Origin of the sequence: Streptomyces sp. NPDC048392 (assembly GCF_043200575.1) — a bacterium.
Lineage (GTDB): Bacteria > Actinomycetota > Actinomycetes > Streptomycetales > Streptomycetaceae > Streptomyces.
In genome coordinates, this window is record NZ_JBICYB010000013.1 from 34,931 (window position 1) to 52,151 (window position 17,221).

Genomic DNA, 17,221 nt, shown 5'->3' on the forward strand with positions numbered 1-17,221 from the left:
CGCGCATGCCGCGCCGGGCGTGTCCCCGCGCATGCCGCGCCGGGCGTGTCCCCGCGCATGCCGCGCCGGGCGTGTCCCCGCGCATGCCGCGCCGGGCGTGTCCCCGCGCATGCCGCGCCGGGTGTGCCCTCAGGCGCGTCGGCGCCGCCTGATCACGTAGCCCGCCGCGAGCGCGGCGCCGGTCACGAAGCTCAGGCCGACACCGATGTCCCAGTCGCTCGGCCCGGTACCCGAGGCGCCGCCCAGACCGCCCTGCGTGCCGAGTGTCGGCGTGACGGCGGGGGAGGTCACGGGTGCCGGTGTGGCGGGTGCCGGGATGGGCATCGTGGTGGCCGGACGAGGCAGGGAGGTGGCGGAGATCGTCGGGAGCTGGTCCCGACGCGGCCGTGCCGCGCCGGCCGCCCCGCCGTCCGCCTCCCGGACCTCGCGAATCCCGCCCTGGCCGACGTGCGCCTGGGCGGCAGCGTGCTGCTGCCCGGGCTGGTTCTGCTCCGGCCGGTCTTCGCCGGGCCGGTCTTCGTCGACCCGGCCCTCGTCGGGCCGGGTCTGGCCGAGTCCGCCTCCTTCGGGGCCGTCCTCGCCCGGCCAGACCTGACCCGGGCCGCTTCCGTCGGGCAGACCCCCGTCGAGTCGGCCCTGGCCGAGTCCGCCCCCGTCGAGTCGGCCGTCTTCGAGCCTGCCCTGGTCCAGTGGGGCGTCGCCGGACGGGTCTTCGTACACCCCGTCCGGGCAGCGCGGGACCGGGCTGCCCGGATCCTCGTCCAGCCCGACGGGGACCGCTTCCTGGTAGGTGAAGCTCCGGCAGTCCGGCTCCAGGTTCAGGTCCTGGGCGTGTGCGGGATCGGCCAGCGGCACGATCGCGGCGATCGCGACGGCTATGCCTGCTGCACCGGTGCGACGGCGCATGGACGCCTCCTTTCCGGCCACGAGTGGCTCGCGCTCCGACGCTAGGCGCCCGGCGGCCCAGCGGCCCGCAGCGCTGGGCCGATCGGGGGACCGGGGCCGGGTGGCGCACCGGGAAGCCCAGGTAATGGATCACACCGGCCGGTGTCCCGTTGACACCGGATGCCAGGGCTTCTAGCGTCACGTCTGCGGAAGGTACTAAGCGGTCGCTCACCCGAGGGGCGCACGCTCCGCACGGCCGCATCCCCAGGACGAGGAGAAGCAGCGAATGTCCACCACTGAGCAGCGGGTCGCCGTAGTCACCGGAGCCGCGCGCGGCATCGGCGCCGCCACCGCCGTACGACTGGCCGCCGAGGGCCGCGCCGTCGCCGTCATCGACCTCGACGAGGCCGCCTGCAAGGACACCGTGGAGAAGATCACGGCGGCCGGCGGCAAGGCGATCGCGGTCGGCTGCGACGTCTCCGACGAGGCGCAGGTCGAGGCAGCCGTCGCGCGGATCGCCGAGGAGCTGGGCGCGCCGACGATCCTCGTCAACAACGCGGGCGTGCTGCGCGACAACCTGCTGTTCAAGATGAGCGTCTCCGACTGGGACACCGTCATGAACGTGCATCTGCGCGGTGCCTTCCTGATGTCGAAGGCCTGCCAGAAGCACATGGTGGACGCCAAGTTCGGCCGTATCGTCAACCTGTCATCCTCGTCCGCGCTCGGCAACCGCGGGCAGGTCAACTACTCCGCCGCCAAGGCCGGTCTGCAGGGCTTCACGAAGACCCTCGCCAAGGAGCTGGGCAAGTTCGGCGTCACCGCCAACGCCGTCGCCCCGGGTTTCATCGCCACCGAGATGACGAAGGCCACCGCCGACCGCGTCGGCATGGGTTTCGACGACTTCAAGGCCGCCGCCGCCACCCAGATCCCGGTCGCGCGCGTCGGTGAGCCCGACGACATCGCCAACGCCATCGCCTTCTTCACCGGCGAGGCCGCCGGCTTCGTCTCCGGCCAGGTGCTGTACGTGGCCGGCGGACCGCTCGACTAGGGAACACGGAGACCAGGAACGGTGGGGAACACTGACATGACTGAACTGCCCGGACTCTCCGGCAGGGTGGCGCTCGTCACGGGCGCCAGCCGCGGCATCGGCTACGGCGTCGCCGAGGCGCTCGTCGCGCGCGGCGACCGGGTCTGCATCACCGGCCGCAACGAGGACGCGCTGAAGGAGGCCGTCGACAGGCTCGGCGCCGACCGGGTCATCGGCGTCGCCGGCAAGGCACACGACGAGGCCCACCAGGCCGTCGCCGTCGAGCGCGTGATGGAGGCCTTCGGCCGCGTCGACTTCCTGGTCAACAACGCCGGTACGAACCCCGTCTTCGGGCCGATCGCCGACCTCGACCTGAACGTCGCGCGCAAGGTCTTCGAGACCAACGTGATCTCGGCGCTCGGCTTCGCGCAGCGCACCTGGCACGCCTGGCAGAAGGACAACGGCGGCGCGATCGTCAACATCGCCTCCGTCGCTGGTCTTTCCCCCTCGCCGTTCATCGCCGCGTACGGCGTCAGCAAGGCCGCGCTGATCAACCTCACCGCGCAGCTGGCGCACGAGTTCGCGCCCGGGGTGCGGGTCAACGCGATCGCCCCGGCGGTCGTGAAGACCAAGTTCGCCGCCGCCCTGTACGAGGGCCGCGAGGAGGAGGCGGCCTCGGGATACCCGCTGGGCCGGCTCGGCGTGCCCTCCGACATCGGCGGCGCCGCCGCCTTCCTCACCTCGGCGCAGTCCGACTGGGTCACCGGTCAGACGCTCGTCGTCGACGGTGGCATCTTCCTGAACGCCGGCGTGGCCTGATCTCGCCCACAGCCGACCCATGAGATCGATCCCGGACACGGGCTCCGTTGACGAGAACGGGGCCCGTGTCCGCCTTCCGAGACGCCTCGGACGATGACAACGTAGTCATCGCCAAATGATCAAAACCCCTGCTCAGAAGGGGGTTCAGGGCGCGTGGCGCTGCGGTATGGTCTGCCGACCCTTGGTACGGCGGATCGAGGAGCGTGCGCGTGTTCAACCGGAACCGAGGCCTGTGGCGGATGGCGGTCATCGTGTCCATATCGTCGCTGGTCACCGGATGCGGCATCCTGTCGCCCGACGACCCCGAGGACGAGGGACCGATCGTCGTGGGGACGACCAGCGCTCCCAGCACCCTGGATCCCGCCGCCTCGTGGGACGGCTCCTGGGAGCTGTTCCGGAACATCTACCAGACGCTGCTCAGCTACCCCAGCGGCGCCACCGCGCCCCAGCCCGACGCCGCCGAGCGGTGCTCGTTCACCGACTCCACGAACCAGCTGTACCGCTGTGAGCTGCGCGAGGGCCTGACCTTCTCCAACGGGAACAGCCTCGACGCCCAGGCCGTCAAGTACTCGATCGACCGGATCAAGAAGATCGACGTCAACGGCGGCCCGGCCGGGCTGCTCGGCAGCCTCGAACGGGTCCAGGCGCCGAGCGAGCGCGAAGTGGTCTTCCACCTCAACAAGCCCGACGCCACCTTCCCGTTCGTGCTCGCCACACCCGCGATGTCGATCGTCGACCCCGGCGACTACCCCGCCGACGCCCTGCGCGAGGGCGACGGCGTCGTGGGCTCCGGCCCGTACACGCTCCGGTCGTACGAGGACGGTGAACGGGCCGAACTCGTACGCAACGACCGCTACGAGGGCTTCGCCGAACGCCACAACGAGGCGGTGACCATCCGTTACTTCAAGGACTCCCCGGGGATGGTGAAGGCGCTGCGCGACGGCGAGATCCAGGTGACCTACCGCGGCCTCGCCGCCGACGACGTCGTCACGCTCCAGGGCAAGGCCGGCAAGGACGAGGGCCTTCAGCTGGTCGAGGGCAGCGGTACGGAGATCAGCTACCTCGTCTTCAACCCCGAGGACCCGTGGGCGGGCCGCAAGGAGGTGCGCCAGGCCGTCGCCCAGGTGATCGACCGGGCTGCGATCGCGCACAGGATCTACCAGGACACCGTCGATCCGCTGTACTCGATGGTCCCCAAGGGCCTCACCGGTCACACCACGGGCTTCTTCGACGACTACGGCGACCCCAGCGTTCCCGAGGCCCGCGAGATGCTCGAGGACGCCGGCATCACCGATCCCGTCCCGCTCACCCTCTGGTTCACCACCGACCGCTACGGCTCCGAGACGGCGCGGGAGTTCAAGGAGATCAAGCGCCAGCTCGACGCCTCCGGCCTGTTCGAGACCACCCTTGAGAGCCGCCCCTGGAAGACGTACGTCGCCGGGTACCTGAAGGGCGAGTACCCGGTGTTCGGGCGCGGCTGGTCCCCGGACTTCCCGGACGCCGAGAACTTCATCGCCCCCTTCGTCGGCGAGCAGAACGCGCTCGGCACGCCCTACCTCACCCCGGAGATCACCGGCGAACTGCTGCCGCGCTCGCGCCGGGAGAGCGACCGCGCCAACGTGGAGAGGGACTTCGAGCGGGCGCAGCAGATCATGGTGAACGACGTGCGGCTGCTGCCGCTGTGGCAGGGCAAGCAGTATCTGGCCGCCAGCACGGAGATCTCGGGTGCGGAGCAGGCCCTGGACCCGTCGACGATCATGATGATGTGGCAGCTGCACCGCAAGACGAGCTGGTAGACGCCGAGGGGCACCGGCCCCGGAGCCGCGTTGTCAGTGGTCGCCGGTAGGTTCTTGAGGACTGGAAGCGACCGCACAGCGTAAGGAAGTTGACGTGACCGACATCGCCATGCTGCCCGAGTCCTGGCACGAGGTGCTGGGCGGCGAACTGCAGCAGCCCTACTTCAAGGAGCTGATGGAGTTCGTCGAGGAGGAGCGGGCGAAAGGCCCCGTCTACCCGCCGCGCGAGGACGTCTTCGCCGCGCTGGAGGCCACGCCGTACGACCGGGTGAAGGTACTGGTCCTCGGGCAGGACCCGTACCACGGCGAGGGCCAGGGGCACGGGCTGTGCTTCTCGGTCCGGCCGGGGGTGAGGATCCCGCCGTCCCTGCGGAACATCTACAAGGAGATGCACGCGGAGCTGGACACCCCGATCCCGGACAACGGCTGTCTGATGCCGTGGGCGAAGCAGGGCGTCCTGCTGCTCAACGCGGTGCTCACGGTCCGGGCCGGTGAGGCGAACTCGCACAAGGGCCGCGGCTGGGAGCAGTTCACCGACGCGGTGATCCGCGCGGTGGCCGACCGGACCGACCCGGCGGTCTTCGTGCTGTGGGGCAACTACGCGCAGAAGAAGCTGCCGCTGATCGACGAGACGCGGCACGTGGTGGTCAAGGGGGCGCACCCCTCACCGCTGTCGGCGAAGAAGTTCTTCGGCTCCCGCCCGTTCACGCGGATCAACGAGGCCGTCGCGGAACAGGGCCACGAGCCGATCGACTGGACCATCCCCGATCTGGGCTGACTCCGATGCACCGGGTGGTGTGCCACCGGCCGGCCCGCGCGCGTTCCGGTGCCGCCTGACCGGGAATGCGGGCCCGTGCGGTTAGCGTCGTCGGGACAGCCGACGAGGGCACGGAGGACGCGGTGGCGAAGGGACAGGAGCAGGCGGCGCCGGATGCGGTGCTGACGAGGATCGGCCAGGTCGCCATGCTCCATCACGCGGGCGACCGCGAGGAGGCCCGGGACCGCTTCCTCGGCCTGTGGGCGGAGATCGGCGAGCACGGCGACCCCTTGCACCGCTGCACGCTGGCCCACTATCTGGCCGACACCCAGGACGACCCGCAGGACGAGCTGGCCTGGGACCTGCGGGCGCTGTCGGCCGCCGAGGAGCTGACGGAGGACCGGCTCGCCGACCGGCACGAGAGCACGCCCGCCGCCCGTGCCCTCTGCCCCTCGCTCCACCTGAACCTCGCCGCGGACTACGACCGGCTCGGCCACCGCGAGGCCGCCCGCCTGCACCTGCGGCGCGCCCGTGCCGCGGCCGAGTCCCTCGCCCCCGGCCGCTACGGAGAGGACGTACGGGCCTCGATCGACCGGCTGGAGCGAGGCATGGACGCCACCGGCCGGGGCACGGACGGGCCCGACCGGCCCGAGGGACGGGGCCGGCCGCCGCGGCAGCGGCCGTGACCCCGGCCCGGTCCCGGCGGCGTGGGCCGGACTCAGCGGCCGTACGCCTGCTCGCAGATCCGGGCCTCGGGGCTGCCCGGCCGCCAACCGCCGTACCGCTTGCCGAGGGAGCACACGTCCGGGTTCTCGCCGGTGCCATGGCCGGACGCGCGGGGCAGGCCGGGCACCCCGGGCCGGGACGTCGCCGGGGCACGGGTGCGCTCCGGGGCGGCGGGACGGGCGGGCCGGTGTTCGGGGGCGCGCGCGGCCGGCGGATCGTGCGGCGGAGGCGGGGCCGCCGGGGCCTTCGTACGGCGTGGTTCTGCGGTGGTGCGATCCGGGGCCGGGGAGGGGCCGATCATCTCCAGCGCCTCCCGGGCCGGGGCCTGTACGACCCTCGGCTCGGCCGGGCCGTCCGGACGCGGCGCGGACGAGTGGGCGCCGGCCGCCGACGGCTCGGCCGGGGCCGGGCCCCGGACCGTCGTACAGCCGGTCAGGGCCGAGACAGCCACGGTCACCAAAAGCGTTGCGGTGGTCGTCGTTCGATGCACCCGCGCCACTCTGCTGGTTCGGGCCGCCTCGCCGACGCCGGACGAGCGGAGGTTGCCCCGCACGGGTGATCTCCGGCCCCGTACGGAGGCCCGTGGGCGACCGGAGGTGACGTCAGTCGCCCGTGGCTCCGTCCAGACGCTCGCGGAGCAGGTCCGCGTGCCCGTTGTGACGCGCGTACTCCTCGATCATGTGGGTGTGGATCCAGCGCAGGGTGAAGCGCTCGCCGGTGCGCAGGTGCTTCCCCCGGGTCGGTTCGCCCAGAGGGACGCCGGCCGCGTTGCGCCGGGCCGCCCCGATCTCGGCCTGCCAGGCGGCGTGAACCTCCTGCCAGGTGTCCGATCCGGTCACCCGGAAGTCGCCGTCCGGGTCCTCGTCGGAGTAGTACATCGGGGCCGCGTCCTCGTCCGCCAGCACCCGGCGGTACCAGCTCCGTTCCACCTCCGCCATGTGTCGCACCAGCCCCATCAGGGACAAGGTGGACGGCGCCACGGCGGCCGTCCTCAGCTGCTCGTCGGTGAGTCCTTCGCACTTCCACGCGAGGGTCTGCCGGTGGTAGTCCACCCAGCCCTCCAGCATGGTGCGTTCGTCGGCGTCGACGGCGGGTTCGCGGCGTTCGGTCGTCATGCCCGTATCCTCGCCCGGACCGGCTCCGCCCACCAGGGGTTTTCCGCGGCCGGGCGGGCCGCCGCGCTCCGCGGGCAGGGCCGGTGCGGCGTCGGCGACGAGACCCGCGACCTCGCCGCCCGGCAGGGCGACGGAGGACCGCGCACTCCGGGCGGGCGCCGGCGGTCCGGTGCCGAAGCCGCCGCTGCCCGCCTCGGGGGTCCGCCGGTGCTGCCGCACCGGTCGGCTCTCATCGACCGCCAGTCCGCGCTCTTGCCGCCGGACGCCGTCCGCACGGCCGCCGACGCGGTGCCTGCCGACCCGGTGCCCGCCGACCCCGGCGATCGCGACCGCCCGGTCCGGGTGCGCACACCGGACGGCGACTGGGAGGCGGACCTGGTCGTCGCGGCCGACGGCATTCACTCCACGCCATGCCGCCGGCCCTCGGCCAGGGCGGCGACCGGGCCGTCGAGGACGCGGTCGTGCTCGCCCACCACGGTCAGGACCTCACCGCCTGGCCCGGCTGCTCCGCACCACCGCGGTCGCCCGCCGGGCCGTCCGGGTGGCCCGCCTCGCCCCGACGGCCAACCGCGCCCGATCCGCGGCGCGCGACGGCGCGATCCTCGTCCCGCCCAGGGCCGGACCGGCCCTGTCGCTGCGCGGCTTCGACGGCATCGCCGACTGGCGGCCGCGGCCGCCGCACGCTTCCCGGCGGACCGGGGCAGGCGGGCGTCAGGGGTGTCGTCCGCGTCAGGCCGACTCCGAGTAGCGTTGCCTTGCTGCCGGCCCGGGCGGGGTCAGATGTGCGTGTGCCAGATCCCGCGGCCCCGGCAGGATTCGATCGACACCCCCAAGAGGAGTACATCCCGTGAAGGTCGGCTGTATCGGACTCGGCGACATCGCGCAGAAGGCCTACCTGCCGGTGCTCGCCACCCTCCCCGGGATCGAACTGCACCTGCAGACCCGCACTCCCGCCACCCTCGCCCGCGTCGCCGACAAGCTGCGCATCCCGTCGGCGCGGCGCCACAGCGACCTCGGCCCGCTCCTCGCCCAGGGCCTCGACGCCGCCTTCGTGCACGCGCCCACGGCCGTCCACCCGCAGATCGTGACCCGGCTGCTGGAAGCCGGCGTTCCCACCTACGTCGACAAGCCGCTCGCCTACGAACTGGCCGACTCCGAGCGCCTGGTGGCCCTCGCGGAGGAGCGGCGCACCGGCCTCGCCGTCGGCTTCAACCGGCGTCACGCGCCCGGGTACGCGCAGTGCGCGGAGCACCCGCGCGAGCTGATCCTCATGCAGAAGAACCGCACCGGGCTGCCCGAGGACCCGCGCACGATGATCCTCGACGACTTCATCCACGTCGTCGACACCCTGCGGTTCCTGGTACCGGGACCGGTCGACGACGTGACCGTGCGCGCCCGTGTCGCGGACGGCCTGCTCCACCACGTCGTGCTCCAGCTCGCCGGGGACGGCTTCACCGCGCTCGGCGTGATGAACAGGCTCAGCGGCTCGGCGGAGGAGATCCTGGAGGTCTCCGGCCAGGACACCAAGCGCCAGGTGGTCAACCTCGCCGAGGTGATCGACCACAAGGGTCAGCCGACCGTGCGGCGGCGCGGCGACTGGGTTCCCGTGGCCCGCCAGCGCGGCATCGAGCAGGCGGTGCTCGCCTTCCTCGACGCGGTGCGCGCCGGTGAGGTGCTCAGTGCCCGGGACGCGCTGGAGACCCATGAGCTGTGCGAGAGGGTGGTCCGGGCCGTGCACGACCGCTCCGCCTGAGCCGCACCTCCCGGACGCCCTCGCCGGCGGCCCAGGCCGCGAGGACCAGCAGCGCTCCGTGCACCACCCAGTCGCCGTAGCGGACGTACGGTGTGGTGCCGTGGGCGAGGGGGACCTCGTACACCCGAGAGGTGCTGGTGCCGGTGCCGAGCCACGAGCCGATCCGGGCGCCGTTCGCGTCGTAGACGGTGGAGACACCGGTCAGCGTCGCGTGCACCATCGGCCGGCCGGTCTCGGCGGCGCGCAGCGCGGCGAGCGAGGCGTGCTGCTCGGGTGCCCAGGTGTGCTGGAAGGTCGACGTCGACGACTGGGCGAGGAGCACCTCGGCGCCGTCGGCGGCCAGCCGGCGGCTCATGTCGGGAAACGCGCTCTCGAAGCAGACCATCGGCCCGATCCGCAGCCCGTCGCCGACATCCATCACCACCTGCTCGGTGCCCCTCCTGCGGTCCTCGCCCGCCGCCTTGCCCACGGAGGTGGCCCAGCCGAGCAGCGAGCGGGCCGGTACGTACTCCCCGAAGGGCACGAGCCGCATCTTGTCGTACCGGTCGCCGGTCGGGCCCTGGGGGCCGACGCGTACCGAACTCTTGTAGATGCCGGGTTTGTCGGAGCGCCGCGCGTCCACGTTGACCAGGATGTCCGCGCCGGTCTCCCGCGACAGCGCGGCGAGCCGACGGGCGAGGTCCGGCCGGTCGTCCAGGTCGAAGCCGACGCTGCTCTCGCCCCAGACGATCAGTTCGGGGCCCCGGTCGGCGAGGCGGCGGGTCAGCCGCTCCTCGCGGTCGAACCGCCGGCCGGCGCTGTCCGCCCCGGCGACGACACCGGGCTGCACCACGGCGATCGCGACCCGCTCGCCGTCGGCGTCGGGGCGCGGCGACCAGACCCAGGCCGCCGAGGTGGCCGCGGCGGTGGCGACGAGCCCGGCCAGGGCCGGCACCCTCGCCCGGCGCACGGCGACGAGGACGGCGACGGCGACGTTGACGGCCGCCACCAGGAAGCTGAGCAGCCACACCCCGCCCACCGACGCGAGCCGCAGCGCCGGGGCCACCTGCCACTGGCTGGCGCCGAGCATCCCCCAGGGGCCGCCCAGCCCCTGCCAGGACCGCACCAGCTCCGCCAGCAGCCACCCCGACGGCAGCACCACGAGCGCCGCCGCCACCCGGCCGGCGGACGGCTCCCCGCCCAGCAGCCGGCGCACCAGCCAGCCCCACGGAACCCACAGGGCACCGAGCAGCGCGGCGATGACGAACGTGAACACGTGCAGGTTCGGCAGCAGCCAGTGGTGCATGGCCAGCACGAACCCGAACCCGCCGCACCACCCGTCGTACGCCGCCCGTCTCCCGCCCGGCGCGGTACGGGCCAGCAGGATCCAGGGGACCAGCGCGAACCAGGCCCACCACCACAGGGCCGGTCCCGGGAAGGCGAGCACGGGCAGCGCGCCGGCGAGCGCGGCGGCGGCCGAGCGCCCCCACGGGGAGGTGAGCCGGCGGTCGAGCGTCTTCATGGGCGGCTTCCTACCCCCTGATGTCTGCAGTGTGCGCTCGTGACGAGGGCGAATTCAGTTGATCACACCGGGCGTCCGTGGCGGGGAAGGCGCCGGGTGTTCGGGTGCCGGCTGCGGCAGATCTGTGCGGCGTGCGCCACCTGTCCTAAGGTGATCGATGATCGATCACCTGCCTGGAGGTACTCATGACGCGTCCCATCACAGTGGTCACCGGCGGCGGCCGGGGCATCGGCGCGGCGACCTGCCTGCGGCTCGCGGCGGACGGCCACGACGTCGCCGTGGGGTACGTCCGCGACTCGGCGGCGGCCGAGGCGGTCGCGGCGGGGGTCCGCGAGGCGGGTGGCCGCGGCATCGCGGTGCGCGCGGACACGTCCGTCGAGGCCGACGTCGAGGGGCTCTTCGACGTGGCGGAGGAGCGGCTGGGTCCGGTGACCGGGCTGGTGAACAACGCGGCGGTGACCGGACCGCTGGGGCGGCTCGCCGACAGCGACACCGCGGACCTGCGCCGGGTCCTCGACGTCAATCTGCTGGGCGTGCTGCTGTGCTCCCGGCGGGCCGCGCGGCTGATGACGCGACGGGGGAGCGGTGTGATCGTGAACGTCTCGTCGGGCGCCGCGACCCTCGGCAGTCCGGGGGAGTACGTGCACTACGCGGCGAGCAAGGCGGGCGTCGACGCGCTGACGCTGGGCCTGGCCAAGGAGCTGGGCCCGGACGGAGTCCGGGTCAACGCCGTCGCGCCCGGAGTGATCGACACCGAGATGCACGCGGCGGCGGGTGACGCGGGCCGGGCGGCGCGGATGGGGGCGGCGGTGCCGATGGGACGTGCGGGCCGGGCGGAGGAGATCGCCGCGGCGATCTCCTGGCTGCTGTCGCCCGACGCGTCGTACGCGACGGGGACGGTACTCCGGGTGGCGGGCGGGCGCTGACCCCGGGCGGGGCCGGGAACGGGGCCGTCCCGGGGCGGGGCGGGCGGCGGCACGGCCGGCTCCCGCCGCTCAGGCCGCCTCGATGACCTCGCCGCGGATCGCGGTCGCCCACTCGACCACCAGCAACTCGTACTCCACCCGCTCCTGTGCGGACAGGGTCCCGCCCGCGCGCCGCCACAGCGCGCGGATCTGATCGTTCAGTTCCGCGGCGGACCGCACGGAACCAGGGTGCGCGTAATCGGGGGACATGCGGACAAGCCTAGGGGCAAGCACTGACACTGCGCTACCGGATGGCTACACACGCGGACGCCGTCAGCCGGAGGACTCCGCGGCGTGCGGGCTGAGGGCACCCGTCGCGACCAGGGCGATGATGACGATGCCGAGCGCGATGCGGTACCAGACGAACGGCATGAAGCTCTTGGTGGAGATGAACTTCATGAACCAGGCGATGACCACGTACCCGGTCGCGAAGGCGATGACCGTCGCGAGGAGCGTCGGCCCCCAGGAGACGTGGCCGCTCTCCATCGCGTCCTTCAGCTCGAACACGCCGGACGCGAGCACCGCCGGGATCGCCAGCAGGAACGAGTACCGTGCGGCGGCCTCGCGCCGGTAGCCCATGAAGAGACCGCCGCTGATGGTCGCGCCGGAGCGGGAGACGCCGGGGATGAGGGCCGCCGCCTGGCACAGGCCGTAGATCAGACCGTCCCGGACGCCCAGGTTCTCCAGTTCCTTGCGCTGCTGGGGCGCGCGGTGCCGGCCGCCCTTCTCGTCCCGGGCGGCCATCCGGTCGGCGATGCCGATGATCACGCCGACGACGATCAGCATCGTCGCGGTGATCCGCAGATCACGGAAGGGGCCCTCGATCTGGTCCTTCAGCGTCAGGCCGAGCACGCCGATCGGGATTGAGCCGACGATCACCAGCCAGCCCATGCGCGCGTCCGGGTCGCGGCGCACGGACTTGTCGGTGAGCGAGCGAGTCCACGCCGAGACGATCCGGCCGATGTCCTTGCGGAAGTAGATGAGCACCGCGGCTTCGGTACCGATCTGCGTGATCGCCGTGAAGGCCGCGCCCGGGTCGTGCCAGCCGGAGAAGGCCGCGGTCAGACGCAGGTGCGCGCTGGACGACACGGGGAGGAACTCGGTCAGCCCCTGGACGAGTCCGAGGACGAGGGATTCAAACCAAGACATGGGGTTACGGGGTCCAAGTGGCGATCGAGAAGCGGTCGATGGGCACGCCGGACCGCCGGGTACGGTGATCGGGAAGCGGCCTGCCGAGGGGCAGCGTAGCGCCCCCGAATGAAGGGCGGGCCACAGGGGGCGGGTGGGCCCCTGTGCCGCCGCGGGCCCCGTCACCGTCCAGCCGGGGGCCCGCGCATGCGCGGTCAGGTCCTCGTGGCGGACGGTGTCTCCGGAGGCCGGACGCGCGCCCCGGGGAACCAGTTCGTTGCCGCGAGCCTGCTCGATCGAACGCTCACCCGTCTGGCCACCACCCTCGTGCACGCCCTGCGTGAAAGCGGCGCCGCTACGGCCCGCAGACCAGGTGCGGGGCGGGCGGCCTCGCCAACGCCATGATCCTGGAGGCGGTGTAACGCTCCGTCAGTGACCGCGCAGCCGGTGCCGCCTGCGCCAGGCCACCACCGCGCCCGCCAGCCCCGGCAGGGCGATGCAGGCCAGCGCGATCAGGAAGGCGGGGGAGGTGGGTGTCGAGGCGCGCGCCCCGGCGACGGCGTAGGCGGCGGTGTTGGGGACCGACCCGAGCCCTGTCGCCAGCAGGAAGGGCAGCAGCCCCATGCGGGAGACCGCGGCGCAGTAGTTGGCGGCGGCGAACGGGACCCCGGGGAACAGCCGCGCCGCCAGCATCGACCGGAAACCGTGCCGGCTCAGCTGCCCGTCGGCGGCCTTCAGCCACTTGCCCCGCAGCAGCGGGCGCAACGCCTCCTGGCCCAGCACCCGGCCGAGACAGAAGGCGATCCCGGCGCCGAGCACCGTCCCCGCCAGCGCGGAGGCGAGACCCCACTGCGAACCGAACAGCGCGCCCGCGGCCAGGTTGAGCAGCGGACGCGGTACAAAGGCGACCGTGCACAGCCCGTACGCCACCGCGTAGGCGAGGGCCGCCGCGGCACCCCCGAGCTGCGGCGGCCAGCCGTTCGTCAGCAACCGCTGCGGCTGGAACAGCACCACCGCCGTGGCGGCCGAGGCCAGCAGGGCGACGAGCAGGGAGAGCCTGGACCACGGCGAGAGCAGCACTCTCGTCACGCGGGCGGCGAAACCGGAGGGTGCGACCCGTCCGACGGCGGTGGCGACGGCGAGTTCCGTGGCGGCGGTCCGGGGAGAGACCGTGGCGGTGCCCCCAGCGCGGGTGGTGGCATCGAGCATCCGGCGACACTAACCGACACATGTGTGTGATCGCCGTATGGTGCGTCTCATGAGCGCCACGGCGCGGGGGATTCCGGACGTGCCGCGCAGCGCCCTCGCCGACACGGTGCTGGAGCGGCTCACCGCCGCATACGCGGCCGCCGCCGAACCCGGAACGGGCCGCGGACATGCGCGCGTACATGAGGAACGCGGCCCCTTTCCCGGGCCCGATCTCGCCTGTTCGCCGCATCCTGTCCCGCACCGTGCAGGCGGGCGCACCGGCCCCGGCGAGTCGGACCGCACGGCGGTCGCGCCGCGCTGCCGGCGGCTGCCCGAGCGCGGGTACCACTACTTCGCCGTCGATTACCCGCTCCGGTATGTGACGTATTGCTCTTCCGGTTTCCCGCCCGTGGTCCGGTATCCGCTCACCACGGTGCCCGGGTGGGACGCGTCGAGGTGCTCGGGGCGCCCGCCGGGACGGTCGTCACCGGCCTGGAGACCTTCGGCAGGCCCATGGAGGAGGCACAGGCCGGGGACAACGTGGCGCTGCTGCTGCGCGGCGTCGCCCGCGACACGGTGCGCCGGGGGCACGTGGTCGCCGCACCCGGCAGTGTCGTGCCCGCGCGGCGCTTCCCGGCGCGGGTGTACGTGCTGTCGGCACGCGAGGGCGGGCGCTCGACGCCGCTCACCACCGGATACCGGCCGCGGTTCTACATCCGGACCGCGGACGTGGTCGGCGACGTGGACCTCGGCGAGGCGGCCGTCGCCCGGCCCGGGGACACCGTCACCATGACGGTCGAACTGGGGCGGGACGTACCGCTGGAGACGGGGCTCGGCTTCGCCGTCCGCGAGGGCGGCCGCACCGTGGGCGCGGGGACCGTGACCGCCGTCGGGTGAGGCCGGCGCTTGGCACAATGGGCGGGTGAACGAAGCCATACCCGTCAGCCGCGTGACCGACCACGGCACCGCCAAGCTCATGCCCGACGTCGACCGGGAACGGGCCTGGCTGCTCACCGTCGACGGGGCGCCGCAGTCGTACGTCGACCTGGACGAGCCGGCGCACCTGGAGTTCGAGTACACGCGCCGGCTCGGCCACGCCCTGGACACGGTGGCCGAACCGGGGCGTGCGCTGGACGTCCTGCACCTCGGCGGCGGCGCGTTCACCCTGCCCCGGTACCTGGCCGCCACCCGGCCCGGCTCACGACAGGACGTGGTGGAGGCCGACCGGGGCCTGCTCGGCCTGGTCGCCGAGCACCTGCCGCTGCCACCGGGCGGGGGCATCACCGCTCACGGCGCCGATGCCCGCGCCTGGCTGGAGGCCGCCCCCGCGGACTCGGCCGACGTGCTGGTCGCCGACGTCTTCGGCGGCTCACGGGTGCCCGCGCACCTGACCTCCGTCGGCTACGTGCGCGAGGCGGTCCGGGTGCTGCGCGCCGACGGTGTGTACGTGGCCAACCTGGCGGACGGGGTGCCGTTCAGCTTCCTGCGCGGCCAACTGGCCGGGTTCGCCGCGTTCTTCGCGGAGCTGGCGCTGATCGCCGAACCGGGGACGCTGCGCGGGCGCCGCTTCGGCAACGCGGTGGTCGTCGCCGCACACCGGCCGCTGGACACCGCGGCACTGGCCCGGCGCACCGCCGCCGACGCCTTCCCGGCCCGGGTCGAGCACGGGCCCGCCCTGCGGGACTTCATCGGCGACGCCCGGCCGGTGCGCGACGAGGACGCCGTACCGTCGCCCGAGCCGCCTGCCGGGGCGTTCGGCGTCGGCTGAGGCGGCACGCGGGCCGCGTCGCCCCGCCGGTGTGCCTGGCCGCCGGTGTGCCTATGACTCGGTCGGCGGTTCCTCGGTGAGGCGCACGGTGCTCAGTATCTTCTGGATCGTCGCCTCCGGGACCTCCTCGTCGACCCCCTTGGCGCCGTACAGGTTCCAGGTGACGAAATCGCCCGCGCTGTTCTTGAAGGCGAAGGTGGTCGCCTTGCCCTCGGTGTCGCACTTCCCCTTCTTGGGCGCGCCCTCCGAGTGCGCCGTGATGACGCTGCCCTTGATGCCGGACGCGGTGGTGTACGCCTTCGGCTTGCCGTACTTCACGGCCTTCTTGTCCGGCTCGGTGAAACCGCCGTAAATCCACCACGGCACCCGCGTCTCGGCCGCCATGTCGGTGTTCTTGGCGCCGCTCTCACCGCGGGTGCCCGTGGTGGCCAGGGCGGTGGTCTCCTTGCGGCCGTCCTTGTTCTCGTCGGTCGTGCACCACTCGGACTTCAGGTACGCCGGTGCGGTGACGGTGGTGCGGTCGGTCTTGCCGTCCTCTTCCCACTCGAAGCCGACGCTGGTGTCGGTGCTGTCGATCTCCCAGTCCGCGGGCACGTCGAACATCGTGCCGAAGCGCGGGTTGGCGACGACCTTCCAGCCCTCGACGGTGGCCTTCGCGCCCTCGCCGCCGCGCGGGTTGTCGTCGGCACCGGACGCGCTCGGGCCGGCGGAGGGGGACTCGGACTTCTCCGCGGGCGCGCTCACGGACGGCTTCTTGTCCTTGCCGTCGTCCGCCTGGCCGTCCTTGTCACCGCCGAGCACCAGGAACCCGGTCACGCCGGCGGCCACCACCACGGCGAGGGCGGCGACGATCGCGACCACCTTCGTCCGGTTGCCACCGCCGCCCCGGCCCGGCGAGGGCTGCGGAGCCCCGGCCGGCTGCGGCGCGCCCCACGGCTGCTCGTACGCGCCGGGCTGCTGCTGGTAGCCGGGCTGCTGGTACGGATTCGGCTGCTGGTACCCCGGCTGCTGGTACGGATTGTCCTGCGGGTTCTGCTCGCCCCCGGGCGGCTGCTGTCCTGGCCACATGAGCAGTCACCCTAATGCCGCCCAGGACACGATTCGGTCACCGGTCCTTGTCAGGGACGTACCGAAGTCCCAGGAGTCCGAGGGGGAGGATTCCCCGACGGTGGCGAGGATTTCGCGGACGGTGGTTCCGGGCGTCTCGTCGTCGGCGCCCGCGGTGCCGAAGAACGACCGGAAGACGAGGTCGCCGTCCGCGGGCTTGAAGACGAAGATGGTCGCCTTTCTGGCCCCGGATGCTACTCGCGGGTAACCTGCCTTCATGAGCGCAGATCAGATGTCGATCGGCGAGTTGCTCGCCGCCACGGTGCCGATGGTGCGGACCCTGAACCTCCAGTACCTGGAGACCACTCCGGACAGGGCCGTCCTGGCCCTCCCGGACCAGAGCGAGTACCGCAACCACGTCGGCGGACCGCACGCCGGGGCCATGTTCACGCTGGGCGAGTCGGCCAGCGGCGCGATCGTGCTGGCCGCCTTCGGCGACCAGCTCTCCCGCGCGGTGCCGCTGCCGGTCACCGCGGAGATCGCCTTCAAGAAGATCGCCCTCGGACCGGTCACCGCGACCGCGACGCTCGGCCGCCCCGCCGCCGAGGTCGTCGCCGAACTGGAGGCGGGCAGCCGCCCCGAGTTCCCGGTCGGCGTCGCCATCCGGCGCGAGGACGGCGCCGTGACCGGTGAGATGACCGTCATGTGGACCCTTCGCCCCCACAGCTGACCCCCGCCGACCCGGT

The 17,221-nt window shown here is 73.1% G+C and carries 18 protein-coding genes and 3 pseudogenes; 12 read left to right on the forward strand and 9 right to left on the reverse strand.

Translation table 11 applies throughout. The features are described from left to right. Positions 1-129: 129 nt before the first annotated feature. Positions 130-906 (reverse strand): hypothetical protein, encoded by a 777-nt coding sequence (locus tag ACGFYH_RS18985; RefSeq protein WP_393804281.1) that lies wholly within the window; start codon positions 904-906, stop codon positions 130-132. A gap of 265 nt (positions 907-1,171) precedes the next feature. Here ACGFYH_RS18985 and fabG point away from each other — a divergent pair, with 265 nt between their 5' ends. From fabG to ACGFYH_RS19010, 5 genes are all read left to right on the forward strand, one after another. Then, complete coding sequence (gene fabG / locus ACGFYH_RS18990) at positions 1,172-1,933, forward strand: 3-oxoacyl-ACP reductase FabG (protein WP_059297697.1); 762 nt, start codon at positions 1,172-1,174, stop codon at positions 1,931-1,933. A gap of 36 nt (positions 1,934-1,969) precedes the next feature. Further along, a complete protein-coding gene (locus tag ACGFYH_RS18995) occupies positions 1,970-2,731 on the forward strand; it encodes an SDR family oxidoreductase (RefSeq protein ID WP_393804282.1) in 762 nt (253 codons plus the stop codon). Positions 2,732-2,940: 209 nt separating this feature from the next. Next, the gene (locus ACGFYH_RS19000; RefSeq protein ID WP_393804283.1) at positions 2,941-4,527 is read left to right on the forward strand and encodes an ABC transporter substrate-binding protein; all 1,587 of its coding nucleotides are present in this window, start codon (positions 2,941-2,943) and stop codon (positions 4,525-4,527) included. Between the two features lie 94 nt (positions 4,528-4,621). Beyond that, positions 4,622-5,305, forward strand: coding sequence for a uracil-DNA glycosylase (ung, locus tag ACGFYH_RS19005; protein ID WP_393804284.1), 684 nt, complete (start codon positions 4,622-4,624; stop codon positions 5,303-5,305). 122 nt (positions 5,306-5,427) lie between these two features. Beyond that, positions 5,428-5,970: a hypothetical protein gene (locus ACGFYH_RS19010; RefSeq protein ID WP_393804285.1), complete on the forward strand. Its 543-nt coding sequence runs from the start codon at positions 5,428-5,430 to the stop codon at positions 5,968-5,970. 32 nt (positions 5,971-6,002) lie between these two features. On the opposite strand, the gene ACGFYH_RS19015 is transcribed toward ACGFYH_RS19010, so the two are convergent. Together ACGFYH_RS19015 and ACGFYH_RS19020 are read right to left on the reverse strand one after the other, a co-directional pair. Continuing rightward, a complete protein-coding gene (locus ACGFYH_RS19015; RefSeq protein WP_393804423.1) occupies positions 6,003-6,509 on the reverse strand; it encodes a hypothetical protein in 507 nt (168 codons plus the stop codon). Positions 6,510-6,612: 103 nt separating this feature from the next. Further along, positions 6,613-7,125, reverse strand: coding sequence for a DinB family protein (locus ACGFYH_RS19020; protein ID WP_393804286.1), 513 nt, complete (start codon positions 7,123-7,125; stop codon positions 6,613-6,615). Between ACGFYH_RS19020 and ACGFYH_RS19025 the strand changes: the two are divergent. Further along, positions 7,051-7,873 (forward strand): annotated as a pseudogene (locus tag ACGFYH_RS19025) (hypothetical protein). The gene ACGFYH_RS19020 and the pseudogene ACGFYH_RS19025 overlap by 75 nt on opposite strands. 99 nt (positions 7,874-7,972) lie before the next feature. Further along, positions 7,973-8,878: a Gfo/Idh/MocA family protein gene (locus ACGFYH_RS19030; protein ID WP_393804287.1), complete on the forward strand. Its 906-nt coding sequence runs from the start codon at positions 7,973-7,975 to the stop codon at positions 8,876-8,878. Here ACGFYH_RS19030 and lnt read toward each other — a convergent pair. Next, positions 8,802-10,379 (reverse strand): apolipoprotein N-acyltransferase, encoded by a 1,578-nt coding sequence (lnt, locus tag ACGFYH_RS19035; protein ID WP_393804288.1) that lies wholly within the window; start codon positions 10,377-10,379, stop codon positions 8,802-8,804. The genes ACGFYH_RS19030 and lnt overlap by 77 nt on opposite strands. 185 nt (positions 10,380-10,564) lie before the next feature. On the opposite strand from lnt, the gene ACGFYH_RS19040 reads away from it, so the two are divergent. After that, complete coding sequence (locus tag ACGFYH_RS19040; RefSeq protein WP_393804289.1) at positions 10,565-11,305, forward strand: SDR family NAD(P)-dependent oxidoreductase; 741 nt, start codon at positions 10,565-10,567, stop codon at positions 11,303-11,305. 69 nt (positions 11,306-11,374) lie between these two features. Here ACGFYH_RS19040 and ACGFYH_RS19045 read toward each other — a convergent pair whose 3' ends face one another. From ACGFYH_RS19045 to ACGFYH_RS19055, 3 genes are all read right to left on the reverse strand, one after another. Beyond that, positions 11,375-11,554 (reverse strand): hypothetical protein, encoded by a 180-nt coding sequence (locus ACGFYH_RS19045; RefSeq protein ID WP_393804290.1) that lies wholly within the window; start codon positions 11,552-11,554, stop codon positions 11,375-11,377. 63 nt (positions 11,555-11,617) lie between these two features. Beyond that, on the reverse strand, positions 11,618-12,493 hold the full coding sequence (locus ACGFYH_RS19050; protein WP_393804291.1) for an undecaprenyl-diphosphate phosphatase: 876 nt from the start codon (positions 12,491-12,493) through the stop codon (positions 11,618-11,620). 408 nt (positions 12,494-12,901) lie between these two features. Next, the gene (locus ACGFYH_RS19055) at positions 12,902-13,681 is read right to left on the reverse strand and encodes a TVP38/TMEM64 family protein (protein WP_393804292.1); all 780 of its coding nucleotides are present in this window, start codon (positions 13,679-13,681) and stop codon (positions 12,902-12,904) included. Positions 13,682-13,730: 49 nt separating this feature from the next. Here ACGFYH_RS19055 and ACGFYH_RS19060 point away from each other — a divergent pair. From ACGFYH_RS19060 to ACGFYH_RS19070, 3 genes and pseudogenes are all read left to right on the forward strand, one after another. Beyond that, positions 13,731-14,108 (forward strand): annotated as a pseudogene (locus tag ACGFYH_RS19060) (DNA alkylation repair protein); the annotation flags it as partial. Continuing rightward, positions 14,093-14,557, forward strand: a pseudogene (locus tag ACGFYH_RS19065) (elongation factor Tu); the annotation flags it as partial. The pseudogenes ACGFYH_RS19060 and ACGFYH_RS19065, both read left to right, overlap by 16 nt. Before the next feature lie 25 nt (positions 14,558-14,582). Continuing rightward, positions 14,583-15,428: a spermidine synthase gene (locus ACGFYH_RS19070; RefSeq protein ID WP_393804293.1), complete on the forward strand. Its 846-nt coding sequence runs from the start codon at positions 14,583-14,585 to the stop codon at positions 15,426-15,428. Between the two features lie 51 nt (positions 15,429-15,479). Here ACGFYH_RS19070 and ACGFYH_RS19075 read toward each other — a convergent pair whose 3' ends face one another. Both ACGFYH_RS19075 and ACGFYH_RS19080 read right to left on the reverse strand, forming a co-directional pair. Beyond that, positions 15,480-16,496 (reverse strand): hypothetical protein, encoded by a 1,017-nt coding sequence (locus ACGFYH_RS19075; RefSeq protein WP_393804294.1) that lies wholly within the window; start codon positions 16,494-16,496, stop codon positions 15,480-15,482. Between the two features lie 6 nt (positions 16,497-16,502). After that, entirely contained in the window at positions 16,503-16,754 is a 252-nt protein-coding gene (locus ACGFYH_RS19080) for a hypothetical protein (RefSeq protein WP_393804295.1), read from the reverse strand. Positions 16,755-16,767: 13 nt separating this feature from the next. Between ACGFYH_RS19080 and ACGFYH_RS19085 the strand changes: the two genes are divergently transcribed. Then, positions 16,768-17,205 carry a DUF4442 domain-containing protein gene (locus tag ACGFYH_RS19085; protein WP_393804424.1) on the forward strand — a complete coding sequence of 146 codons (438 nt, stop codon included), beginning with the start codon at positions 16,768-16,770 and terminating at the stop codon, positions 17,203-17,205. Positions 17,206-17,221: the final 16 nt, after the last annotated feature.